General features: G+C 36.7%; 25 protein-coding genes, 2 tRNA genes and 1 rRNA gene. 4 read left to right on the top strand and 24 right to left on the bottom strand.

The window, feature by feature from the left end; all coding sequences use genetic code 11:
* Positions 1-89: 89 nt before the first annotated feature.
* From B9N79_RS24920 to B9N79_RS24965, 11 genes are all read right to left on the bottom strand, one after another.
* On the bottom strand, positions 90-953 hold the full coding sequence (locus B9N79_RS24920; RefSeq protein ID WP_046218564.1) for an AraC family transcriptional regulator: 864 nt from the start codon (positions 951-953) through the stop codon (positions 90-92).
* 59 nt (positions 954-1012) lie between these two features.
* Positions 1013-2425 carry a sugar porter family MFS transporter gene (locus B9N79_RS24925; RefSeq protein ID WP_040058560.1) on the bottom strand — a complete coding sequence of 471 codons (1413 nt, stop codon included), beginning with the start codon at positions 2423-2425 and terminating at the stop codon, positions 1013-1015.
* Positions 2426-2477: 52 nt separating this feature from the next.
* Positions 2478-3449 (bottom strand): sugar phosphate isomerase/epimerase family protein, encoded by a 972-nt coding sequence (locus B9N79_RS24930; protein ID WP_040058561.1) that lies wholly within the window; start codon positions 3447-3449, stop codon positions 2478-2480.
* Positions 3450-3819: 370 nt separating this feature from the next.
* The gene (gene phnX, locus B9N79_RS24935; RefSeq protein WP_040058562.1) at positions 3820-4638 is read right to left on the bottom strand and encodes a phosphonoacetaldehyde hydrolase; all 819 of its coding nucleotides are present in this window, start codon (positions 4636-4638) and stop codon (positions 3820-3822) included.
* A complete protein-coding gene (phnW, locus tag B9N79_RS24940) occupies positions 4638-5729 on the bottom strand; it encodes a 2-aminoethylphosphonate--pyruvate transaminase (RefSeq protein ID WP_040058563.1) in 1092 nt (363 codons plus the stop codon). The genes phnX and phnW overlap by 1 nt, the downstream gene beginning before the upstream one ends.
* 15 nt (positions 5730-5744) lie before the next feature.
* Positions 5745-6731 (bottom strand): extracellular solute-binding protein, encoded by a 987-nt coding sequence (locus B9N79_RS26665; RefSeq protein WP_205208651.1) that lies wholly within the window; start codon positions 6729-6731, stop codon positions 5745-5747.
* A gap of 18 nt (positions 6732-6749) precedes the next feature.
* Positions 6750-8369 carry an ABC transporter permease subunit gene (locus B9N79_RS26670; protein WP_040058564.1) on the bottom strand — a complete coding sequence of 540 codons (1620 nt, stop codon included), beginning with the start codon at positions 8367-8369 and terminating at the stop codon, positions 6750-6752.
* Complete coding sequence (locus B9N79_RS24950; protein ID WP_040058565.1) at positions 8362-9114, bottom strand: ABC transporter ATP-binding protein; 753 nt, start codon at positions 9112-9114, stop codon at positions 8362-8364. Before B9N79_RS24950 ends, B9N79_RS26670 begins: the two co-directional genes overlap by 8 nt.
* A gap of 89 nt (positions 9115-9203) precedes the next feature.
* Positions 9204-9980 carry a DeoR/GlpR family DNA-binding transcription regulator gene (locus B9N79_RS24955; protein ID WP_040058566.1) on the bottom strand — a complete coding sequence of 259 codons (777 nt, stop codon included), beginning with the start codon at positions 9978-9980 and terminating at the stop codon, positions 9204-9206.
* A gap of 387 nt (positions 9981-10367) precedes the next feature.
* Positions 10368-10871 (bottom strand): Imm6 family immunity protein, encoded by a 504-nt coding sequence (locus B9N79_RS24960; protein ID WP_040058567.1) that lies wholly within the window; start codon positions 10869-10871, stop codon positions 10368-10370.
* A gap of 147 nt (positions 10872-11018) precedes the next feature.
* The gene (locus B9N79_RS24965; protein ID WP_040058568.1) at positions 11019-11441 is read right to left on the bottom strand and encodes a hypothetical protein; all 423 of its coding nucleotides are present in this window, start codon (positions 11439-11441) and stop codon (positions 11019-11021) included.
* Between the two features lie 251 nt (positions 11442-11692).
* Here B9N79_RS24965 and B9N79_RS24970 point away from each other — a divergent pair, with 251 nt between their 5' ends.
* Complete coding sequence (locus B9N79_RS24970) at positions 11693-12184, top strand: hypothetical protein (protein ID WP_040058569.1); 492 nt, start codon at positions 11693-11695, stop codon at positions 12182-12184.
* A gap of 112 nt (positions 12185-12296) precedes the next feature.
* Here the strand turns inward: B9N79_RS24970 and groL are convergent, their stop codons facing one another.
* Both groL and groES read right to left on the bottom strand, forming a co-directional pair.
* The gene (gene groL, locus B9N79_RS24975; RefSeq protein ID WP_019390668.1) at positions 12297-13928 is read right to left on the bottom strand and encodes a chaperonin GroEL; all 1632 of its coding nucleotides are present in this window, start codon (positions 13926-13928) and stop codon (positions 12297-12299) included.
* Positions 13929-13993: 65 nt separating this feature from the next.
* Entirely contained in the window at positions 13994-14278 is a 285-nt protein-coding gene (groES, locus tag B9N79_RS24980) for a co-chaperone GroES (RefSeq protein WP_019390669.1), read from the bottom strand.
* Positions 14279-14640: 362 nt separating this feature from the next.
* On the opposite strand from groES, the gene B9N79_RS24985 reads away from it, so the two are divergent.
* On the top strand, positions 14641-15360 hold the full coding sequence (locus B9N79_RS24985) for a CPBP family intramembrane glutamic endopeptidase (protein WP_019390671.1): 720 nt from the start codon (positions 14641-14643) through the stop codon (positions 15358-15360).
* Entirely contained in the window at positions 15357-15560 is a 204-nt protein-coding gene (locus tag B9N79_RS24990) for a YdiK family protein (RefSeq protein WP_019390672.1), read from the top strand. Before B9N79_RS24985 ends, B9N79_RS24990 begins: the two co-directional genes overlap by 4 nt.
* Before the next feature lie 58 nt (positions 15561-15618).
* On the opposite strand, the gene tatC is transcribed toward B9N79_RS24990, so the two are convergent.
* From tatC to moaC, 4 genes are read right to left on the bottom strand one after another with little or no spacing between them, the layout of a single operon-like run.
* Entirely contained in the window at positions 15619-16371 is a 753-nt protein-coding gene (gene tatC / locus B9N79_RS24995; protein ID WP_085119310.1) for a twin-arginine translocase subunit TatC, read from the bottom strand.
* A 17-nt stretch (positions 16372-16388) separates the two neighbouring features.
* Complete coding sequence (locus tag B9N79_RS25000) at positions 16389-16574, bottom strand: twin-arginine translocase TatA/TatE family subunit (protein ID WP_019390674.1); 186 nt, start codon at positions 16572-16574, stop codon at positions 16389-16391.
* A 41-nt stretch (positions 16575-16615) separates the two neighbouring features.
* Positions 16616-17263 (bottom strand): redox-sensing transcriptional repressor Rex, encoded by a 648-nt coding sequence (locus tag B9N79_RS25005; RefSeq protein ID WP_019390675.1) that lies wholly within the window; start codon positions 17261-17263, stop codon positions 16616-16618.
* A gap of 1 nt (position 17264) precedes the next feature.
* Positions 17265-17768, bottom strand: a complete 504-nt coding sequence (gene moaC / locus B9N79_RS25010) for a cyclic pyranopterin monophosphate synthase MoaC (protein ID WP_019390676.1) — start codon at positions 17766-17768, stop codon at positions 17265-17267.
* A 221-nt stretch (positions 17769-17989) separates the two neighbouring features.
* Between moaC and B9N79_RS25015 the strand changes: the two genes are divergently transcribed.
* Positions 17990-19924, top strand: a complete 1935-nt coding sequence (locus B9N79_RS25015) for an ABC-F family ATP-binding cassette domain-containing protein (protein ID WP_019390677.1) — start codon at positions 17990-17992, stop codon at positions 19922-19924.
* A gap of 136 nt (positions 19925-20060) precedes the next feature.
* Here B9N79_RS25015 and tsaD read toward each other — a convergent pair whose 3' ends face one another.
* The 7 genes from tsaD to rrf form a co-directional block, all read right to left on the bottom strand.
* Positions 20061-21071 (bottom strand): tRNA (adenosine(37)-N6)-threonylcarbamoyltransferase complex transferase subunit TsaD, encoded by a 1011-nt coding sequence (gene tsaD, locus B9N79_RS25020; RefSeq protein WP_094041350.1) that lies wholly within the window; start codon positions 21069-21071, stop codon positions 20061-20063.
* Positions 21068-21511 (bottom strand): ribosomal protein S18-alanine N-acetyltransferase, encoded by a 444-nt coding sequence (rimI, locus tag B9N79_RS25025; RefSeq protein ID WP_019390679.1) that lies wholly within the window; start codon positions 21509-21511, stop codon positions 21068-21070. The genes tsaD and rimI overlap by 4 nt, the downstream gene beginning before the upstream one ends.
* Entirely contained in the window at positions 21512-22213 is a 702-nt protein-coding gene (gene tsaB, locus B9N79_RS25030) for a tRNA (adenosine(37)-N6)-threonylcarbamoyltransferase complex dimerization subunit type 1 TsaB (RefSeq protein WP_019390680.1), read from the bottom strand.
* Positions 22194-22685 carry a tRNA (adenosine(37)-N6)-threonylcarbamoyltransferase complex ATPase subunit type 1 TsaE gene (tsaE, locus tag B9N79_RS25035; protein ID WP_019390681.1) on the bottom strand — a complete coding sequence of 164 codons (492 nt, stop codon included), beginning with the start codon at positions 22683-22685 and terminating at the stop codon, positions 22194-22196. Before tsaE ends, tsaB begins: the two co-directional genes overlap by 20 nt.
* Positions 22686-22852: 167 nt before the next feature.
* Positions 22853-22928, bottom strand: a tRNA-Asp gene (locus B9N79_RS25040).
* Between the two features lie 2 nt (positions 22929-22930).
* Positions 22931-23007 (bottom strand) — tRNA-Met (locus B9N79_RS25045).
* A gap of 9 nt (positions 23008-23016) precedes the next feature.
* Positions 23017-23111: ribosomal RNA gene (rrf, locus tag B9N79_RS25050) — 5S ribosomal RNA — on the bottom strand; the annotation flags it as partial.

Raw genomic sequence — 23111 nt, forward strand, 5'->3', positions numbered from 1 at the left:
TAATCTGATATTTTTCTTTAGATTATGAAGTCGATTTTTTGTCTTTTAAGGTCATTTTTTAGACTTGCTCTTCTAACATAGCTCAGTACCTAGACTTGATTTCTCCTTCTATATTCAGCAGGAGTGATGCTTGTCTCTTGTAAAAATACGCGGCAAAAATAATGGACGGAAGTAAACCCACACTCATCTGCAATAGATTGTATAGAGTGACTTGTTGAGCGAATTTTCTTTGTTGCTTCTCTAATCCTTTCATGTCGTACATAGTAAGTGTAGGGAATCCCTACTGTCTCACTAAATAAGCGCGACAAGTGGCGTGGAGAAATATGAAAGAAGCATGCTACATCATTTAGTGAAAGAGGTTGGTCCAAATTATCTTTGATAAACCTTTGAGCTTCTTCTACAATCTTTCTTCCTTTATCGTAAGAAGGCTTAGGGCGTTGATCATCTTCTATTCCACAAAATAGAGATTGCAAAGACAATATAAGCGATACACCCAGAGTGTTTAAAATATCAGCCGAAGATGTTTGCTCAGCATGCTGCATTAACGACTTCCATAGCAAAACAGTTGCATTATCCTCGCTATTTGGAATATAGATACTGTCTTCAATGGCTAATTTCTCAAAGAGAAGCTGCTGTTTTTCTGAGGTATTTTCCTTCTCTATTTCAAAGGCAACCCAAAAGAGAAATAAGTTATTTCCTTTATGAATTCTATGAAGGTGATGAGGACGCGAAAGAAAGAACGTTCCTTTCTCAAGAAGAAAATCCTCATTATTCTCAGAATAAAGCCCAGTTCCATCTATAACATAGCAAATCTCAAAGAATGAATGCTTATGGATTGGAGTACCAGGATGTTTCCTGTCAGCTCCCCAATAGTGTACACGGATAGAAAGGTCCCGTCCGACACAACAACTGGCTCCACGTTGTAAAGTTCGAATAGTAGTTGCTAAACTCATTAAGCATCCTCCTCTTTCAGTAAATCCATTTCTATTTTAAAACACCTACGAAAATAGAATTAAAGAACTTCTTCAGACGCTTCTTTTTGACTATATTTGTCTCCATGAGAACGAAATTGAGACTCCAGCTCTTCTAGCGTTTTACCTTTTGTTTCAGGTAAGAAGCCTTTTACAAATACGATTGCTATTACTCCTAGAGCTGTGAAAACGAAAAAGGTTGTTGATAAGCCAATCTTCTCAAGAAGCACCGGAAATGTTAAGCCAATAAAGAAATTAGCGATCCACAAGCAGAAAACACTAATTCCCATTCCTAATCCTCTTATACGTAAAGGAAAAATCTCAGCAAGCATAAGCCATGTTACTGGTGCAACAGCACCTTGCATAAAGGCGAGGAATGTTACTGTTAGTGATAGAACCACATAAGGAAGCATATCACTTCCAGCGAGTACATTAGAGAATATACCAATAAGTAAAAGGGAAGTAGTAGTTCCAGCAAGACCAACTAAAAGCATTGGTCTGCGTCGTACTTTGCCAAGCAACCAAATCCCGATACATACCGCAATAACAGAAATTAAGCCATTTGCGATATTGGCAATTAGAGCTGCTTCTGTTTCGAAGCCTGAATCCCTTAAAATTTGAGTACCGTAATACATAATTGAGTTAACGCCTGTAATCTGCTGAACAACTGCAATCCCAATTCCTAAAAATACAATACGTCGTATCCAAGGGATAGATAGATCCTTTAAAGAAGCCTGCTTTAGCTTACTGTCTTTTAAAACCGTTCCCTTAACTTCATCAAGCTCAATCTGAGCTTGATCTCTTGTACGAATTTTCTGGAGCACGGTTAAAGCTTCTTCGTTTTTTCCTTTTGAAATAAGCCAACGTGGACTTTCAGGCATTCTTAACATACCGATGAATAGAAATACAGCAGGTAAGGATGCAATGGCTAGCATATAGCGCCAAACGTTAACATCATCAGCCATCATGTTTCCTAATACAGCATTACAAGTGAAAGCTAATAATTGTCCTCCTACGATCATTAACTCATTTTGTGTAACCATTCTTCCTCTTCGCTCTACAGGCGATACTTCTGCTAGATAAGTAGGAACCGTAACAGATGCCCCTCCAACAGCAAGCCCTAATAGGAAACGAAAGATGACCATCACCGTTACATTAGGAGCAAATGTACATCCAAGCGTTCCAACAAAGAACAAAACAGCAAGATAGATAATGTTCTTTCGCCTTCCCATGTAATCAGATAGCCTACCTCCAACAATAGCTCCTATCGCGGCGCCCAGAAGGAGCGAACTAGCGACGACTCCTTCTGTGAATGCATTAAGTCCAAGTGTTTCAGACATAAAAGGCAAAGCACCGTTAATAACTCCTGTATCATAACCAAAAAGAAGTCCTCCGAAGGTTGAAATAACAATAATAGTAGTTAAGAATGACTTTTGTTTCCTCTCTCCACCCATATTGATCTCTCCTCTTAAAGTCTCTTGCTTTCTATGCCGAGCTCTATCAACCTTATATTGTTACGGAGACACTAGCTTTTGTTTCAAATTCTCTTGGTAACGTTTCTTTTAATATATCCATTGATTTTCTTACACCTGTGATTGGTTCCATTGTTAAGTCTTCCATCTCTAAAACAATAGGTCCCTTATAGCCTGTCATTTTTATAACTGTGAAAAATTCTTTCCACCATGCACTATCATGGCCATATCCAAGTGCAACATAATTCCAAGAACGAGATGCAAAGCTTTCCATTGGTTTTACATCAATTAATCCTTGCGCATCAACAATTCCTCGTTCTAACCGAACATCCTTCGCATGGATATGATAGATAGCATCGCCTAATGTTCGAACTGTTGTTATAGGATCCCCACCCATCCAGAACAAGTGGCTAGGATCAAAGTTCATACCTACCATATTTCCTACTTCATTACGAAGCTTAAACATTGTTTCTGCATTGTGCACGAGATTATATCCTAAATTTTCAATTGCAATTTTTTTAACTCCGTATCCCTCTGCCGATTTCACAGCTTTTTCCCAATACGGGAAGGCTACTTCATTCCATTGCCACTGGAGCATGTCAAAGTGCTGCGGTAAGATTGGATGTGTGATCCAGTTTGGTGTTTTATCATCCGGCCCTCCTCCAGGACAACCAGACATCATCACAACAGTCTCAACTCCTAAAAGTCCTGCAAGCTGAAACGTTTTTTCGACACCTACTTTGTGCATTTTTCCCTCTTGTGATGGATTCAACTGATTTCCTGAGCAGTTGAGTGCTGCAATCTCAATTCCTCTTTTCTTTAAGGAATCCATAAACTGCTCCCTTTTGATAGCGTTTTCTAATAATTCATCAACATTGATATGTGGAGCCTTTGACCAGTTTCCACATCCAAGTTCTAATGACTCTATTCCTAATTCCACACACTTATCTAGCATGTCTTCAAATGGCATATATCCTAAAATATCTGTTACTAATCCTGTTTTCATTCCCTATTCCCCCTTAAAAAGTAATTCCATGAAATCGCTATCATTTCAAAGTAAAGATAAATGACTGTTTCTATAAATTATTATAAAACAATACCGAGGAAAAAGTATTTGTACAATAAAGCCTTTATATTGTACTTTAAGGACTTTTTTATTTAATAACGAGGCTTTTGAAATAAAACCTATATCGACAAAAACCTAGATATAAAAGCAAGAAAAAGAGGCTTACCAAAAGTTCAAGGAACTTATAGATAACCTCTCAATCTACATTTTCTTATTGCTGATCTTTTTTATCACTTATTAATATTATAAGTGGAATCTCTCAAATTCTAAGAATCACAGAGCTCAAATTATCTACCGAACCCTTTCTTTTTTATCTATGCTCTATTACCAATTGATCTTTAGATAATATTCCATTAATTTTATCAATTAATAATGGAAGGTCTTTCATCGTTTCTATCGTAAAATCGGCCCCACTATCAAGAAATACTTGCCTTGTTTGGTTAATAGCTATCTTTTTATCATCAGGAGACAAAGCATTAAATTCACTTTGAGATAACCCCATTTCTGAGCTACCAACAATTACACCAACTGACCATACTCCTGCCTGGATTCCTTCTTTTATATCTGAAATTGTATCTCCAACTTTTATTACATGACGAACGGATGAAATTTTTAATTTTTCCATGTTTCTAAAAATCATATATGGATAAGGTCTTCCATAGGAGTTTGTTTCATCAGCTGTAATATAAAAGTCAGGTCCGTATCCTTTTTTTAAGGCATTAGGTACAACTACATCCATCATTTTATTTGTATATCCAGTAGTTGAACCTAACTTTAGCCCTTTTTCTCTTAGCACATTTACGACATTCACTACTTCTGGGATTGGATCTGTATATTGGGATAAGGATTGAAGTAATGCAGGCTCAAACTCCTCATATAAATTCTCTACATCCATTTCATTAAAAGCTCTTCCATAAAGCTCTTCCCAAAGCTTAGAGATTCTCGGCATGGACAGCATAGTCCTTATATGATCGATCTTCAACATTCCCATCGGCTTACGTGCTTCAGCTATCGTAACGTCGATTCCAGCTTGCTTGAAAATATCTACAAATACATTTACTGGTGCAAAGCATCCAAAATCTACAGTCGTTCCTGCCCAATCAAAAATAACACCTTCTATTTTACTCATTACGCCTTCACTCCCATGAATTCATTTATAATATTACATAACTGGTGGATATCCTCTTCATAAACTTCACCAATGTTACCAATTCTAAATGTATCTATGTCTGTTAACTTGCCCGGATAAATGACAAACCCTCTTTCCTTCATGTATCTATAAAAAGGTTCAAAACTAAAGTGTTCGTTTGGATATAGGAATGAGGTAATAATAGGAGACTGCTTTGCTTCCCCAATGTACGATTCAAATCCCATCTCCTTCATTCTTTTACAAAGAAGCTTATTATTGTTGACGTACCGATTATATCGTGCAGAAATGCCACCTTCTTCCGCGAGCTCATCTATAGCCTTAGAGAAGGCTGCCACCACATGAGTAGGGGAAGTAAATCGCCATTTCCCATCCTTATTCATTTCTCTCCACTGATCATATAAATCTAGCGATAAACTCCTAGAATTCCCCTCACAAACTTCTAAACTATCAATCTTAGCTATCACAAACCCAAACCCTGGAACTCCTTGAATACATTTATTTGCACTACTGATCAAAAAGTCAATCCCTAATGCGGGAACATTAATATCCATACCTCCAAAGCTACTCATCGCATCAATAATTAGCTTTTTATTAAAATCTTTTGCCACACGTGAAATCATCTCAATTGGATTTAAAATCCCGGTTGTTGTTTCACAATGAACCATGACAATATGAGTGAAGCTCTTATCTTCTTCCAGTAGGTTTCTAATTTTCTGCTCATCTGGATGTTCGTCATATTTTGTTGCCAACTCCACGAAATTCAGTCCTAGGTATGTTGCCATTTTGACGATACGCTCCCCATACGCTCCATTCGTAATGATTAGTACCTTGTCCTGTTTCGTTAATGCCGTTGTCATAACAGATTCTACTGCGAAAGAACCGCTCCCTTGCATTAATACAACAGTATAGTGTTCACTTGTTGCGTGGGCTAACTCCAAAAGTTCTCTTCTAATTTTCTGAGTGATGATTTTATAATCATCATCCCATGTACAACGATCAAAAAGCATCTCTTTTTTCACGTTTTCTGTTGTTGTCAATGGTCCCGGAGTTAAAAGTTTATATTGTTTCATAATCCTCGTCCCCTTTTATTTTGAAGAATTAAAAAATGCTTGATGTTTTTCGAGAAGCTCAACTGTCAATGGTTCTTTAAACACTTTATTATTAGCAGCTTTATTTTCTTCATCTACGGTCTCTCCTTCATACAAAGGAACAGGGTAATAGTTAATAAGTTCAGCTCTTGCATCTTCTACAATAACCTTTGCCATATCCATTGCCAGTTCTGTCTTCTTATCTTTTTTATTGATTACTGCTAATGATTCTGTATTAGAGAAATTCCCTTCAACAGGGTCAATGAAGTCTATAGGTGCTCCTGACTGCTTCACTTCCACTGCCTGATGACGAAGACCAAACCCTACAGCAACTTCTCCAGCCTGTACCTTTTTAATTGAACCTGAACCAGAGCTTTCTAAATGGGGCCCTGCATTCTCTACAATTCCTGCCATTACTTTCTTTCCTTCTTCTTCCCCATATTCACTGATGATGGCTTGGATCAACATCCATCCTGTAGAGGAATCCATAATATTAGGAATAGAAACCATTCCCTTATATTCCGGACTTGCTAAATCTTTAATGGACTTGGGTATATCCACCCCTTTTTGTTTCATCATTTCTGTATTAAAAAATACAGCGCCTGTATTAGCTAAGATGGGAGTATAAAAAGCTGGATACTTATCAATTGTTTTCGTTTCAAACGTTAAATCTTTAAACATTGAATGCTGCTCTTCGGCACTTTCTAGAAAATAAGAACTCATAGTGACTAAGTCAGCCTCTATCTGCTCTCCTTCAGCCATTAGTTTTCCTCCTAATTCAGATGTACCAAGAGATTGAATGATATATTTCCCTTCATACCCAGCATCTTTTAACGATTTCTCCATTGCTGCTATTGCTTCTTCATCTCCATTGGAATAAATCACAACTTTGTCATCGCCACTGTTTGCTGATTTTGCTCCACATCCTGCCATGATGACGACAAGTCCAATTAATATAATAAGTAGCCTTTTCTTCATCCTCATTTATTGTCCCTCACTTCATTAAGTTTTTTGAAATTGCCTCTTCTGTATAAAATCACAAATGAGTTTAACTACAATGTTTGTACAAAATATGAGTAAAGATAGTACGAAAATCTCGTTGAACTTAGCAAAATGCTGGAGTTCCTTAATTTCACTTGATACAAGAGATGTTTGTGCAGATACTAGAAAGATAATTCCGCTTACAGTTACCATAGAATTAATAAAATAGTAACTGAACATCTCGGTAACAGTGGAAGCCGAGTTCGGCAGAATAACACGATAAATTGTTTTAAACCAGCTATCACCAAGCAGACCACCTGTTGTCTCCCACGTAGGATTCATTTTAGACAGAGAGTTTTTTGCCATTAAATAAGGTGTCGTAAAATAGTGAACAATATTACAGAATATTATGATAATGAAAGTTCCTTTTAGGGTACTTTCATTGAATAATAAGAGATAAGAAAGACCAAGTACCATACCAGGTAACGTATTTGTAACCATAGATACAAGATCAAAAGTCCCTCTTCCTTTTAAGCTTGTCCTCGTATTTAAAATAGCTGAGCAATAGGCAATTACAATCCCTATAACCGTTGTAAAAATGGCCACAATGACAGAATTTTTATAAACCATGCTTAAACCACTCGTTGTAAATACATTAACAAAATGCTGAAATGTGAATGTTAAATTGTAAGGGAAGTTCGTTAAAAATGGTGCAATAAACATGACGAGAAAGATAGAAAACATCCCCACTACTACCCCAATAGATATGATTCCTAGAACACTATCTCGAACTCGATTTTGAATAATATCAATAGGAGTAAATTTATCATAGTGAAAATTGAAACGCTCTAAGTACTTGAGCAAAATAATAGCAAATAATGCTGGTAAAAGCATGAATACAGCAATAACTGCCCCATCACTAAAGTTTGGTATCGTTCCTAACATAACTTGATATAAGTGCGTCGCTACAACAGAATATGTTCCTCCAAGTGAAGCTGGTATTCCGTAATCTGTAAAACTTAGGATAAAGGAAAGAACAAATGCGCCTCCTAGTGTACCAAGCATTGGTCTTAAAATTGTATTGTAAAAACTTCTTATTGAACTATCCATCATTAATGTACTAACAATCATAAACTTCTTATCGATATACGAAAATGAGTTATTAATTAAGAGAAATGCTGAAGGCAATGTGTAAATAACGTATCCTAACAGCAAACCATTAAATCCATAGATATTAAATAATGGTTCTCCTAATATTTGTGTAATAAGACCTTGATTACCAAAAGAGTACATGATGGCAAACCCATATGTAATGGTCGGCAGCAACATTGGAATTAAAATACCTATTTTTATCGCACTTTTTAAAGGCTTAAAGATATTAGTAAAATGAAACGCGTACGCTATTAAGAAAGCAAGAATAGTTGTAATAGCTGCTGTAATACTAGAAATCTTGATACTGTTTGCAAAAGCTGTCATTAGTTCACTATTAGACAGAATGTTTACGTAATTATATATATCAAACCCTTGACTGCCTTCGAAGGAACGGACAACAAGTATTCCAAGCGGTAATATCAAGAACAAGAAGAAAATCATTAAGATTATCCCATATATCACTCTCATTTCTGTACGTACATTAAGCATATTGCTCACCAAATAAATGAAAGATATTTTGTCTTTTAATCTGTAATTGTTTTAATATAAATCCTTTCACAAATTCATTCTTTGGTTGGTGAATAATTTCATGAGGTGTCCCAAATTGAGAGATACTCCCTTGATTAATAATAAGAATCTTATCAGATAAAGTTAATGCTTCTTCTGGATCATGGGTTACAATAATAGTTGTGAGCTGAAATTCCTTTGCAATTGATTTAATTCTTTCTTTAATTGATTCCTTAATAACTCCATCAAGGGCACTTAATGGTTCATCAAGGAGAAGAAGTTTTGGCTTCATCACTAAAGTTCTAGCTAGTGCTACCCTCTGTTTTTGTCCTCCAGATAATTCACTAATTTTTTTATTTAGATGAGGCTTTAGCTCAAGGAAATTAATATACTCTTTTAATTCTTCTTCAGTCACTAACCCTCGTTTATTCTTCAGCCCATATACAATGTTGTCATAGGCATTCAAATGAGGAAAAAGGGCATAATCTTGAAATACAATATTAAATCCTCGATCCTTCATCTTTACATTCGTCAAATTCTCATTGTCAAAAATAATTCTCCCTTTATCCATTTTTGTTAGACCTAAAATAATATTTAATAGCGTTGTTTTCCCGCTTCCACTTTGTCCAAGTAACGAAACAATCTCGCCTTTATTAATTTCCAAACTAATGTTATCAAGCACTACCTTGTTATCATACTGTTTACTAATTTGCTCTAGCTTTAGCAAACAACTCACCTCCACCTTTAAAGTTAAACGCAAATATTTATAGATGTCTTAGGAGGTAATTGAGCTGAAATGCTCTCAATCTTAGTCTCCTAATCAGCTTGAATCCACTTAGAATCATTTATTCCAAAGTCTTTAACATATGGTACATTCGTAATAATATAGTTCACTTCACTTAGATCTTGTATTTTGTAATTAGCAATATTACCAATCTTTGAAGAGTCACTTAAGATATAAGATTGCTTAGCATTAGCCATAAAGATATTAGAAAGCATACATTTATCTAAATCGTAACTTGTGATACCTGCATGATAATCAAGCCCATCAATAGAAATAAAGGCTTTATCTACAAAGAGCTCCTTAGCCATTTTCTCTGCTAAAGAACCAGAAGTACGAAAATGATCACCTTTTACATGCCCTCCAAGGAAAATCATTTCTCCTTTAAACGGATGTTCATTATCCTCATATTCCATTAGCTTAGCTGCAAAAGGAAATGAGTTCGTAATAACCGTCACATCTTTCTTTCGTTTGATAGAAGAAGCCATTTGTAACGTCGTACTTCCTTCATCAATAAAAATAACCTCTCCATCTTCCACAAAAGATGCAGCTTTTAGACCAATGATAATTTTTTGATCAATATGGAGGATTCTTCTCTTAAACATAGACAATTCATTAGAATCTTCTTCAACTCTTACTGCTCCACCGTGAACTTTTCTAATTTTTTGTTCACTTTCTAATTCTTCTAGATGACGACGAATAGTTTCTGTTGATACTTTAAAAATCTTTGCAAGATTATTTACCTTCACCTGTCCTTCATTATTTACTATCTCTATAATTCTCTTCTTTCTTTCTTCAGCTAATAAAGACATCATTCATTCTCCTTTTCTTTCTACTCAAATTATAAAAAACGATTGTAAAGTGATTATTAATACATTGTTAATAGTTTGTTGATATTTTATGGTTTTTTGTGATATTAGTTGGTTTTTATTATATAGGTTTGAGGTATTGCTTGTAAATTGAATATTTATAAATTTATTCCATTCCTTTATACTCTTTTTTGATAACTTAAATAAAGTGAGTAATATAGGAAGCCTTTTTATTAGAACAATATTAGGAAGATCAATAAAAAAGGATGCTCAAAAGTTAATTAACCTTTTGAGCATCCTTTTATTTGTTAGTAAAGTGTAAGTATTTCTTTCTATCTTACTACTAATAAACCTATATACGGGCATCGTACTGCTATCAACATTTATTACCTATAACTGCTTTAGTATTAAAGAAGTTGGTCTTTTTAATTTTGAACCTGAAGAATAATTTTCTAATATATATGTTTTGATATTATGAATACTTTCAAAATTAAATAAACCTGATTCTATTGCATTTTCTCCTAACGTTTTCAATGCATCATCATTAATACTTTCCATTGCTTGAGGAACAATTTTTACGTTTTCCTTTTGATATGCTTGATAAATTGTATAGGAAACTGCATCTAAAACGGCATACCATGCGTGTTGTTTTGATCTATCTTCTTCATCGTTGGCAAATTCAGTTATATCAATGTAATCCCCACTGTCTATGTAGTTATAAAGATCATCTCCAGTTACATTTTCTCCTGTAAGCCATTTCCAACAGTCATCAAGAGCCCCTCTGCCTGTTTGATATCCAGGCTCATTAGATTTTATTATGTAAAACAGTTTTTCAGCAATTATTAAACCTGTAGCAACTTTAGACTCTGCAGTGAGATCGTGTATAAAATTCATGAGCACTCCCCCTTATTACTCTCAATTTATCACAATAAAAAAAGCTGCCCAAAAGGTTAATTTTCCTTAGAACAACTTTTTTATATCAAGCTTTCACCTCTGTTATTATTAACAAACCTTTATTAAATCATGGTAGACCATATCTGTTTAAAAGCAAGTAAACGATTGAATTTGACGCAGGTCAATTCCAAAATAAACCCAGTTAAATCCAGTCCAACGATATCCTGCAACAGAAGTTCGACCAACAAATATTGGGTAGAACCAGAACTGTTCAGCTCCTCTTAACCATACATACGTATAATTGAATAAACATCTTGCAATCCCACCTGGATCAACCGCAAATGTTTCTACTTGTTGTTGAGGAACAAAAGTTGGTGGTGGAGCAGTTGGTGGGCCGGAAGTAGGGCCTTGGCTAGGAGGTCCAGGTGGTCCCAGTGGCGGGGGTGTAGGTAGTGTAGAAGGAAAAAAACCACTGAATTGTCTTGCATCAAAGCCTCTTTGGTCTAAATGAGAAGGTGTTTGTTGATGATTTAAATAGTCATAACCCACGTTTTTATGATAAGGGTACATCATATTAAACTCCTTTATTTTCAAATCTTATTGCATCATATTCTTTGGTTGTTTGCCTATCAACTTGTTCGCTAAGAAATGGGCCTTTACCTACATATCATAATTATTGTTGCAAATTTTATGGACGGAATAGTCTTTTTAGCGTTTTATCCATCCCCATCATTTTCTTTATAAGTGTCATGTAGGCATAAGTTTGCATATGGTACATCAGAAAATAATCGGTGCATTCGTGTAATAATGGAGGGATAGAGATGACAAATTTTTATTTTTTTAATGGGGTCATTAAGATGATTTCGGATTTGAATGTAGGAGAGAATGAGGGCAATGCAGGGTGTTACAAGTTAATTTCAGTAGAAAATGAATTAGGAGCGGTCGTAAATTTTGTAGCAGGACCTTCAACTTACTTTGTGGATCATGTTGCAGTATCAGTAGGAGATTATATAACTGGATATTATGACGGAGATGCCCCTGTTCCTCTTATTTATCCACCACAATACCAGGCACTTGTTATTGTAAAAGAGAGTACAGGTCAAAATGTGAAAGTAGATTACTTTAATAGCCAGTTAGTGAGTAGTGATGGACAATTACAAATAAATATAGCATCCTATACTCAAATACTATTAACAAACGGACAATTTTTTTCAAGAATACCTGTAAACCGAGATCTAGTTGTTATTTATGGGGCTGCAACTAAAAGCATTCCAGCTCAAACAACTCCATATAAAATAATTGTTTTATGTTAGAAATCAATCTAAAAAAAGAAAAGGCCTCCCACCAGTTTTGTAAACTGATGAGAGACCTTCTCTCACAGATAGCTTTTATAAGCCGTCTATATTAAGGGGTAGAAGGCATGAATTACATCATGCCGCCCATTCCACCCATGCCGCTCATGTCAGGCATTCCGCCGCCAGCGTTTTCTTCTGGCTTGTCAGCTACAACAGCTTCAGTTGTTAGGAACATAGCTGCTACAGATGCTGCGTTTTGAAGAGCTGAACGAGTTACTTTCGTTGGGTCAACGATACCAGCTTCAACCATGTTTACCCACTCACCAGTTGCTGCATTGTAACCAGTGCCAACATCTTCTTTTTTAAGACGCTCAACGATAATTGATCCTTCAAGACCAGCGTTGTGTGCGATTTGACGTACTGGCTCTTCTAGCGCACGAAGTACGATGTTGATACCTGTTTGAACGTCGCCTTCTTCACTTAGAGCAGCTACTTTGTTATATACGTTAACTAGAGCTGTACCACCACCAGCAACGATTCCTTCTTCTACTGCTGCACGAGTAGAGTTTAGGGCGTCTTCGATGCGAAGTTTACGCTCTTTTAATTCTGTTTCAGTTGCTGCACCAACTTTAACAACGGCAACGCCGCCAGCTAGTTTAGCAAGACGCTCTTGTAATTTTTCACGGTCAAATTCAGAAGTAGTTTCTTCTAATTGAGCACGGATTTGGCTTACGCGAGCTGCGATTTGTTGAGAATCTCCAGAACCTTCAACAACTGTTGTGTTGTCTTTTGTTACAACAACTTTAGACGCACGGCCTAGTTGAGTAATGTTTGCAGATTTAAGATCTAAACCAAGATCTTCAGTAATAACTTCTGCGCCAGTTAAAGTAGCGATGTCTTCAAGCATTGCTTTACGACGGTCGCCAAAGCCTGGTGCTTTAACAGCTACAGCGTTGAATGTACCGCGAAGTTTGTTCACTACTAGTGTTGCAAGAGCTTCCCCTTCAACATCTTCAGCGATTAATAGTAGTGGTTTACCTTGTTGTACTACTTGCTCTAGTACTGGAAGGATTTCTTGAATGTTTGTAATCTTTTTATCTGTGATTAAAAGATATGGATCTTCAAGAACTGCTTCCATTTTATCTTGGTCTGTTACCATGTATGGAGAAGCATATCCACGGTCAAATTGCATACCTTCTACAACTTCAAGCTCTGTTGAGAATCCTTTAGACTCTTCAATTGTGATAACGCCGTCGTTACCAACGCGCTCCATTGCTTCAGCAATTAGTTGGCCAACTTCTTCGTCAGCTGCAGAGATTGCCGCTACTTGAGCGATAGACTCTTTGCCTTCAATTTGTTTAGAAATACCTTTAAGTTCAGCAACAGCTGTTGCAACTGCTTTTTCAATCCCTTTACGTACGCCAACTGGATTAGCACCAGATGTTACGTTTTTAAGACCTTCACGAATCATTGCTTGAGCTAAAACAGTTGCTGTAGTTGTTCCGTCCCCAGCAATATCGTTTGTTTTGCTTGCTACTTCAGCAACAAGTTTTGCACCCATGTTTTCGAATGCATCTTCAAGTTCGATTTCTTTTGCAATTGTTACACCATCGTTTGTGATTAGTGGAGAACCAAATTTTTTCTCAAGAACAACGTTACGTCCTTTTGGTCCAAGCGTTACTTTTACTGCGTCTGCAAGAACATCCACACCACGTAGCATTGAGCGACGTGCGTCTTCGCTAAATTTAATATCTTTCGCCATGTTAAAAACCTCCTAGTATTTATTCATGTATTGTACGTTATGATATTTAAAAGTAAATTACGTGCTTAGCCGATAACAGCTAAAATGTCGCTTTCACGCAAAATTAAGTATTCTGTTCCTTCATATTTAACTTCAGTACCTGCATATTTTGAGAAGATGATACGATCGCTCTCAGAAACTTCAAGCGCTACACGCTCACCGCTCTCTAATACTCGGCCTGTACCAACAGCTACCACTTTACCTTCCTGTGGCTTTTCTTTTGCAGTATCTGGTAATACGATACCACTTGATGTTTTTTCCTCAGCTTCTACAAGTTCAACTATTACGCGATCACCTAATGGCTTTAACAAGTAAAACAACCTCCTCAATAATGTGTAAGTTTTATTTATTAGCACTCAACCTCTATGAGTGCTAACACAATTATTATATTAAATAAATTGGGTATCTTTTGCAAGTAAAAAGTACGAAAAATTTAAAACACTTTTGCTCAATCCGAAAATTTTAGTAAGGGTTTTCTTTTTATAGCGGACTTCAAGCGCACATGACAAGATATTCTATGTATTTCTGTTCACTACAGAGCGTAAAATAGATAAACCGCTGATTGCGTTTAGTGTTAGCTCATTTCGATCATATGTTACAATAGCTAAGGTGAATTGTTTTGCAATGTACATAAGTTTTACCTTCAAATATATTGTAAAGGGGTTTTCATTTCTTGACTAAACGTTACTGGTATGTCATTTTGACGTACGTATTAATGCAGCTTTCTGGATATCCAGTTTTGTATGCCCTAGTGAAGATGAATGTATTTTCTACAAGATCTGAGCTTGTCACGGCCAACATTTATTGGACAATCATTAGCTTTATCCTTGCCTTAATCATTACGCTTCTCTTATTAAGACCAGATATGAACATGCGTAAGAAATACAACTGGTCTAAAATTATATCTTGGGCAATTCTAGGTGTTTTTATGGCGCTTTTAGCGCAAGGAATTGCATCTAATATCGAAACAAAAGTATTCGGCGTTAACCCTGAATCAGAAAATACCCAGAATATTATGAGCTTAGTAGAGGTTGTTCCGTTACTAATTGCTGTTGTCTCTATAATAGGTCCTATTTTAGAAGAAGTAGTATTCCGTAAAATCATTTTTGGTTCGCTTTACGAGCGATCTAACTTCTTTATCGCAGCAATTATTAGTTCCTTTATCTTCGCTCTTGTTCATCAAGATTTTTCACACCTTCTCGTTTATATGTCGATGGGACTAACATTTGCTTTTCTCTATATCAAAACATCGTCTATTCTCGTTCCCATCTTCGCACATGTTTCAATGAATACATTCGTTGTGATGATGCAGTACGTTTTTAAAGACGATATTGAAAAATACATCGAACAACAGGAGAAACTTCAACAAATTTTCGGAGGCTTTCATCTATGAGAACTACTCCCCTCAACTTGGGAATTATGTATGCATTTTTAGGAATTATCTTTACGTTTCTTGCGATTCGAAATGCGCATGAAACAATCTTTAACTTTATGACGATTGTATTCACCATTTTTGCAACGCTAGAGATTGGAGTTGCCATTAGAGCATTTATCCTTCACTTTCGCATCAAAAAGATGAAAAAGAAGCAGTAGAAGATAAAGACAGCCTTTCACAAGCTTTAGCTATGAGAGGCTGTCTTTATTTTATATTCTATTGTACATGGAATTTTTCCTCTTCTTCTTGCACTTTCATACTCTTTTTGTAAGAAAAATAAGAGATTCCAATACTGATTTCATATAGAACGAGCAACGGTAACGTCACCATTAGATGAGACAAAAGCTCTGGAGGTGTAATAATCGCTGCGATGACAAGCAATACAAAATATGCGTACTTGCGGATGCTCACTAATGTCATTGGTGTAATAATGCCTAAACGAGTGAGAAACATGACAACAACAGGCATTTGAAACAAAATCCCAAATGGTAATGTAAATTGAAAAAGAAATTCAAAGTACTCATTAACTCCAATCACTTGATTTACATCTAAACGCTCTGTTAAGCTTGTCATAAACTTAACGACAAATGGAAAGAGAACAAAATAAGAAAATGATACCCCCGCTAAGAACAATAGCACCGAGAATGGTATATAGCTTAATGTTACCTTTCGTTCTTTTTCAAGTAATCCAGGACTTACAAATGCCCATACATGATAAAGAATCACAGGTGAAGAAAGAACACATCCAATAATAAAGGCAAACTGCATATAAATCTTCACTGGATCTGTCAGACGAAATGTATTCATCTCAAGGTCTTTCACTTCATCTGCACCTTGTAAATAGACAATAAGACTGTCGGCAAGAAAAAAGCCTGCTATTGTCGCACCTAAAAAAACGGCCGCAACAATTAAAACTCTTCTCCTAAGCTCTCCAATATGCTCATAAATCGACATGTTCTGTTCATTCATATCGCTTCACCCTTGCATTATTTAACATCAGTATGATCCGCTTTTGCTTTTTCTTTCCCTTCATCATCTGCAATTCCTTGTGCACCTTGCTTAAATTCACGCAGTGTTTTTCCAACCGCCTTTCCTAACTCAGGCAGTTTTTTAGGACCGAATATTAAGAGAGCTGCAAAGACAATGAGAATAATACTTCCCGTGCCAAGCATCTTCTCCCACCTCCTCTAAATGGAATGTGTTACACGTTCCCTCAGTTGACTAACTCTGTTGGATAGTTGCGTAAAAAATAAATGAGCGCTTGAAGCTCAACAGCTAAATCAATATGATGAATGCGAATTGAATCTGGCACATTGATGCGCGCTGGTGTGAAATTTAATATCCCTTTTACACTAGTATGCTCTAATCTGTCCGTTATACCTTGAGCCGCTATTGCAGGCACTGTTAAAATAACAACGCTTATATCGTTACCTAGCTTTTCTTCTAAATCGTTAAGATGGTAAATAGGCACGTTACTAACTTTTTGGCCTACTCGGCTTTCGTCAACATCAAAAGCCATTTCAATTTTTGTATTATTATTTTTAATAAAATTATAGTTCAATAATGCCGTTCCAAGATTACCAACACCAATTAGCGCAATTTTTGTTAATTCATCTTGGTCTAGCGTTTTTCTAAAAAATGTAAGTAAATAGTTTACGTTATAACCATATCCCTTTTTTCCTAAAGCTCCAAAATAAGAGAAGTCACGACGAATTGTTGCTGAATCTACTTTGACCGCTTCGCTTAGTTCTGCTGAAGATACTCGCTGTTTTCCTGAGGAATGTAAATTCTTAAGAAAACGATAGTATAAAGGCAAGCGTTTGGCTGTTGCCTGCGGTATTTTTAATTGTTCTGTACTCACACTATACCCCCCAATCTGTTAACCCTTGTTCCCTTGTAAAATCTCCACTTTTCCCACCTGTTTTTGTAAGCAAATACGTTGGACCGATAACCATCCCTTTGTCGATGGCTTTGCACATATCGTAAGCGGTCAAAGCACATACGGACGCTGCCGTTAGCGCTTCCATTTCTACTCCTGTACTCCCCTTTGTCTTTACAGTAGCTTCAATAAGCAAGCGATATTTTCCTTCTTTTTCGGCCCAATTAAATTCAATATTTACTCCTTTTATAAATAAAGGATGACACATTGGAATAAGATCAGACGTTTTTTTGGCCGCCATGATGCCTGCTATTTGAGAAACAGCTAATACATCACCTTTTCCAATTTCTTGTGATGTAATCTTATCGTATGTTTCTTTGTTTACTTCAATGCTTGAAGCAGCTGTTGCAACCCTTGTTGTTTCAGCTTTCTCTGAGATGTCGACCATATTCGCGCGACCTTGTTCATTAAAATGAGTAAACCCCACTTTAGTTCCTCCTTATATTTGACTATACACTATTTTTAGTCATCTGTCTTTGCACTTTCTACCTATATGAATGTTCCTTTTTAACTCTCCTTTATAGGTATGGTAGAATACCTATAGCAGCCTTTTTTTCAACATAATGTGAATTATTTAACTAAGGAAAGCTCTAGAATAGCTGCCTGAGCTCTTCCCCTTTATTGTAAAGGATTAACTGAGGTGAAAAAATGATTTTATTACAACTAAATAATATCACGAAGTATTTTGGTGCTGATATTATTTTATCGAATATTAAAATGGAAGTACAATCAAACGACCGAATTGGCCTTGTTGGCCGAAATGGAGCTGGAAAATCCACTCTGCTTAAAATTATTTCAGGTGCAATCTCCTATGACGGTGGGGAAATTATAAAACCAAAAGATGTAGAACTTGGCTATATGGGACAAGATACAATGCTTGAATCAGACTTAAGCATTTGGGATGAAATGATGACAGTATTCTCACCGCTAAAAGAAATGGAGAAGAAAATTCGTTCGCTGGAAGAAAAAATGGGTGATCCTACCTTTTTAAACGATTCTACCAAATATGAAAAGCTCCTTCAAGAGTACGACATTCTTCAAGCAGCTTTTAAAGATAAAGGTGGATATCAGTATGAGGCGGAAACTCGTTCTATTTTACACGGATTTCGCTTTAAAGATCACTCCGTATCTATCTCAACACTTAGTGGAGGGCAAAAAACACGTCTTTCACTTGCAAAATTATTGTTAACAAAACCAGATTTACTCATACTTGATGAACCAACAAACCACCTTGATATTGAAACACTTTCATGGCTTGAGCAATTTTTACAAGGATATGCAGGCGCCATTTTAATTGTTTCACATGACCGCTATTTTCTTGATAAAGTAGTCAACCGCGTTTACGAAATTTCACGTCGACAAATTAAGCGCTATGTTGGAAACTATTCTTCCTATCTCGTTCAAAAAAGAGAACAATATGACCAAGAGATAAAGCAATACGAGAAACAGCAGGATGAAATTGAAAAACTTCAAGACTTTGTTCAACGCAATATTGCTAGAGCCTCCACAACAAAAAGAGCGCAAAGCAGACAAAAGCAGCTGCAACGGATGGAAAAGCTAGATAGACCATCAGGTGACGAAAAATCGGCTTCATTTTCTTTCTCCATTGATAAACAAAGTGGAAATGAAGTATTCCAGCTTAAAGATGGAGCAATTGGATATGAAAAAAGTTATCCACTTGTGGATAACTTAAATATTCGAATTACACGTGGCGAAAGTGTGGCTCTTGTTGGTCCAAACGGAATTGGAAAATCAACTCTTTTAAAAAGCATTGTCAATCGTCTCCCTCTTTTAAAGGGAAACACAATGTTTGGTTCAAATGTTAGTGTTGGTTATTATGACCAAGAACAAGCAACATTAACTTCTTCTAAAACTGTTATTAATGAGCTCTGGGATGACTATCCATCAATACCTGAAAAAGAAATCCGCACGCTCCTTGGAAGTTTTCTGTTTAGCGGAGATGACGTATTAAAGCCTGTTAACACGCTTAGTGGAGGCCAAAAAGCTCGTCTTGCTCTTGCAAAACTAATGATGAAAAAAGCCAATTTTCTTATTCTTGACGAGCCAACAAACCACCTTGATTTAGATAGTAAACAAGTCCTTGAAAACGCGCTTGTTGATTATCCAGGAACAATTTTATTTGTTTCCCATGACCGTTATTTTATTAATCGTATTGCTACAAAAGTGCTTGAACTTTCACGTGTTAATGTTCAGGAATTTTTAGGAGACTACGACTATTATTTAGAGAAGAAAGCTGAAGAGCTAGAGCTAAAAGAAATGGAAGCTTCAGAAAATCAAAAAAGTGTAGAAGCACCTATAAAAAATGATAGGTTAACATATGAACAAGAGAAAGAAGCTAAAAAGAAGCTTCGTCAATATAAACGCCGCATTGAAGAAATTGAAGCTTCCATCTCACAAGCAGAAGAGAAAATTGCTGAAAACGAAAATTTACTTCTTCAACCAGAAGTTTATGAAGATCATGAAAAAGCTTATGCTTTAACAGAAGAAAATAACAAGCTTAATGAAGAGCTCCTCTCTCTTATGGAAGAATGGGAAGAACTTCAACTTCAAATTGAAGACTAAAAAAAGCTCGTACATTTGTACGAGCTTTTTTATTGTGGATAACCATTCTATCCACAGTTTTTATTCACAAACTCACAGAGAATGAAAAAAAGAACCTTACCCTATTCACACACTCTGGATAACACTGTGGATAGAATTATAGCATTAATCCAGGGTTTGCATTTAAGTCCATTGCAGCTCTTTTTCCACTTTTGTAAAGCTCGCTTGCGGCAGCACCAATCATTGCTGCGTTGTCTGTACAAAGAGGAAGTGGGGGAATAATAAGTTCCAGCTGTTTATCAAAAGGCTCAAATGTTTTTTGAAGTTCTTCTCTAAGCCCTCTATTTGCAGCTACTCCTCCTGCTAACAATACTTGCTTTACGTTGTATTTTTCAGCTGCTTTAAGTGTCTTCCCTACAAGAACATCAATAACACTCGCCTGGAAGCTTGCAGCTAAGTCTTCGGGTTTAATCTCTTCTCCTCGCTGTTTTGCATTGTGAAGAGTGTTGATAACTGCCGATTTTAAGCCACTAAAGCTAAAATCAAACGAATCTTTTTCAAGCCACGCCCTCGGAAGATCTAATGTTGGCTCTCCTTCATGTGCTAGGCGATCAATATGGGGGCCACCTGGATATGGCAAACCTATTGTTCTCGCAACCTTATCATAAGCTTCTCCAACTGCATCATCTCTTGTTTCTCCAATTACTTCAAATGTAATATGGTCCTCCATATAAACAAGTTCCGTATGGCCTCCTGAAACAACAAGAGCAAGAAGAGGAAACTGCATTTCCTTCACAAGACGGTTTGCATAAATGTGTCCTGCAATATGATGGACACCAATCAATGGCTTATTATGAGCAAAAGCAAGTGCTTTGGCTGCATTCACTCCAATAAGGAGTGCACCGACAAGTCCAGGTCCTTCTGTCACTGCTACAGCATCGATATCGTCCATTGTCAGCTTTGCTTGCTGAAGAGCTTCTTCTATCACAATGGTCATTTGTTCTACATGATGACGTGATGCTACCTCAGGGACCACTCCGCCAAATCTTTTATGACTCTCAATTTGAGATGCCACAACGTTAGCGATAATTTCTTTTCCATCTTGAATAATGGCTACAGCCGTCTCATCACAGCTTGTTTCAATTGCTAAAATCAATTCTTTTTTCATAGTTTCACCCACATTACTAATGCATCCTCTTGATTGTCTGCATAATAATTTTTTCGAACTCCACCAGGTTCAAAACCTAGCTTCTCATATAAGAAACGAGCAGGCTCGTTTGATAACCGAACTTCAAGGGTCATTGTCAATGCACCTGACTGACGTGCGAGTTGCATAACCGCCCGAAGAAGCTTTTCCCCTAGACCTTTTCCTCTATATTCCGGTAAAATTGCGATATTTGTTATGTGTGCTTCATCTACAATAATCCACACTCCACAATAGCCAACAATTTCTCCCTCGTATTCAATAATCGTATAATGAGCAAACCTATTCTTAGATAATTCATTATGAAGAGCTTCTTCACTCCATGGAAGAGTGAAAGAATGTAGCTCAATCTCGTGAAGAGCTTTTACATCTTCTACAGAAGCTAAGCGAATATGTACGTCCATTTAACGTTCGCTCATTTTATTTTGAGAAGCTAACCAGTTTGCTTCAGCCTCTGCTAAACGAATGTAGTTTGGCACAAGACTATGAGCTTCTTCAGGTTGTTTGTTCATTCCGATTAATGCAAGTTCACTTGGACGAGGATTATGGGTTACAATTTCACTAAAATAAGCCTTCTCTCCTAGGATATGTGTAAGAACCTCACGATGTAGAGGAACATCGTTTCCTATAAAAAGAATCTTTTGATTTAATTCTTTTAATTGAGTTGCCCATGCTTCATTTAAAATGTTCACATCTGCTTTTACTTCCAAAAGTTTATCTTCATATTTGTATAACCCTGTGTAAACTTGTTGACGTCTTGCATCGAAAAGTGGAGAAATGTAGCCATCAAAGAAACGACCATTTGCAGCAAGAACTTCAAGGCTCGAAACTCCGACAAGAGGAATATTCAAAGACCATGAGAGAGTTTTTGCAATTGTAACTCCTATTCTCACGCCTGTGTAAGAACCAGGACCCTTTGCTACTACAATCCTTTCTAAATCTTTAGGTTTCATCCCACAATCTTTTAAAAGTGTTTCTACTGCTGGCATTGCTCGTACAGAATGATTTTTCTTTACATTTGTAATGATTTCACCAATCACTTTATCTTCATCAACAAGGGCTACTCCAAGCGTATCTGTTGATGTATCAATTGCTAATGTTTTCATCTTTTATAAACTCCTTACAGAGATCGATATATTGGGATCCCTTAGCTTTTAAACAAATCTCTCGCTTATCTCCTTCTCTATGATACAATTCTATCTCTAGACGCGAAAGAGGAAGCTGATCTTCAATTAAATGAGCCCATTCTACAACAGTTACACCATTGCCTTCAAAATATTCATCAAACCCTAAGTCTTCCATACTTTCACCTAGGCGATAAACATCCATATGATACAAGGGAAGCTTCTCTCCTTGATACTCTTTAATGATTGTAAACGTTGGGCTGTTCACGTTGCGAGTAACGCCAAGCCCTTTTGCTAGTCCCTTTGTGAAAGTCGTTTTTCCAGCCCCAAGATCTCCTTCAAGTAAAATTAAGTTTCCCTCTTGAAGATAATGAGCAAGATTCTCAGCAAGCTTCATTGTTTGCTCGGGTGTTTCAGTAGTGATGTGGAAAACTTCTTCTCCAATATTATTCATCATTGATCCTCGCTTTAATAAAGTTTTAGATACCCTTATAGGATGCCCTAAGTTTCATTGTACAAAAAAAAGACCTTAGGATGCTATTCCTAAGGATAAATTTGTGCTCTATAAATAAAAAAACGAAACAATTCTGTCTGTTTCGAATCAATACTACATGTTATAAATGGCGGTCCCGACGGGAATCGAACCCGCGATCTCCTGCGTGACAGGCAGGCATGTTAACCGCTACACCACGGGACCTTTGGTTGCGGGGGCAGGATTTGAACCTACGACCTTCGGGTTATGAGCCCGACGAGCTACCAGACTGCTCCACCCCGCGATATGATAAGCCTGGCAACGTCCTACTCTCACAGGGACAAAGTCCCAACTACCATCGGCGTTCAAGAGCTTAACTTCTGTGTTCGGCATGGGAACAGGTGTGAC

This window comes from Priestia filamentosa, from assembly GCF_900177535.1.
GTDB classification, from domain to species: domain Bacteria; phylum Bacillota; class Bacilli; order Bacillales; family Bacillaceae_H; genus Bacillus_I; species Bacillus_I filamentosa.

What these genes read in the sequence shown, in the direction of transcription:
- B9N79_RS25000 (WP_019390674.1), bottom strand. Translation starts at nt 16,574, where the DNA reads ATGCTTGGCACGGGAAGTATTATTCTCATTGTCTTTGCAGCTCTCTTA.
- rimI (WP_019390679.1), bottom strand. Translation starts at nt 21,511, where the DNA reads ATGGACGTACATATTCGCTTAGCTTCTGTAGAAGATGTAAAAGCTCTT.
- tatC (WP_085119310.1), bottom strand. Translation starts at nt 16,371, where the DNA reads ATGAATGAACAGAACATGTCGATTTATGAGCATATTGGAGAGCTTAGG.
- B9N79_RS24970 (WP_040058569.1), top strand. Translation starts at nt 11,693, where the DNA reads ATGACAAATTTTTATTTTTTTAATGGGGTCATTAAGATGATTTCGGAT.
- B9N79_RS25015 (WP_019390677.1), top strand. Translation starts at nt 17,990, where the DNA reads ATGATTTTATTACAACTAAATAATATCACGAAGTATTTTGGTGCTGAT.
- tsaE (WP_019390681.1), bottom strand. Translation starts at nt 22,685, where the DNA reads ATGAATAATATTGGAGAAGAAGTTTTCCACATCACTACTGAAACACCC.
- B9N79_RS24920 (WP_046218564.1), bottom strand. Translation starts at nt 953, where the DNA reads ATGAGTTTAGCAACTACTATTCGAACTTTACAACGTGGAGCCAGTTGT.
- tsaB (WP_019390680.1), bottom strand. Translation starts at nt 22,213, where the DNA reads ATGAAAACATTAGCAATTGATACATCAACAGATACGCTTGGAGTAGCC.
- B9N79_RS24965 (WP_040058568.1), bottom strand. Translation starts at nt 11,441, where the DNA reads ATGTACCCTTATCATAAAAACGTGGGTTATGACTATTTAAATCATCAA.
- phnW (WP_040058563.1), bottom strand. Translation starts at nt 5,729, where the DNA reads ATGAAACAATATAAACTTTTAACTCCGGGACCATTGACAACAACAGAA.
- B9N79_RS24930 (WP_040058561.1), bottom strand. Translation starts at nt 3,449, where the DNA reads ATGAAAACAGGATTAGTAACAGATATTTTAGGATATATGCCATTTGAA.
- B9N79_RS26670 (WP_040058564.1), bottom strand. Translation starts at nt 8,369, where the DNA reads ATGCTTAATGTACGTACAGAAATGAGAGTGATATATGGGATAATCTTA.
- phnX (WP_040058562.1), bottom strand. Translation starts at nt 4,638, where the DNA reads ATGAGTAAAATAGAAGGTGTTATTTTTGATTGGGCAGGAACGACTGTA.
- B9N79_RS24960 (WP_040058567.1), bottom strand. Translation starts at nt 10,871, where the DNA reads ATGAATTTTATACACGATCTCACTGCAGAGTCTAAAGTTGCTACAGGT.
- tsaD (WP_094041350.1), bottom strand. Translation starts at nt 21,071, where the DNA reads ATGAAAAAAGAATTGATTTTAGCAATTGAAACAAGCTGTGATGAGACG.
- B9N79_RS24990 (WP_019390672.1), top strand. Translation starts at nt 15,357, where the DNA reads ATGAGAACTACTCCCCTCAACTTGGGAATTATGTATGCATTTTTAGGA.
- B9N79_RS24925 (WP_040058560.1), bottom strand. Translation starts at nt 2,425, where the DNA reads ATGGGTGGAGAGAGGAAACAAAAGTCATTCTTAACTACTATTATTGTT.
- B9N79_RS24955 (WP_040058566.1), bottom strand. Translation starts at nt 9,980, where the DNA reads ATGTCTTTATTAGCTGAAGAAAGAAAGAAGAGAATTATAGAGATAGTA.
- B9N79_RS26665 (WP_205208651.1), bottom strand. Translation starts at nt 6,731, where the DNA reads ATGAGGATGAAGAAAAGGCTACTTATTATATTAATTGGACTTGTCGTC.
- groL (WP_019390668.1), bottom strand. Translation starts at nt 13,928, where the DNA reads ATGGCGAAAGATATTAAATTTAGCGAAGACGCACGTCGCTCAATGCTA.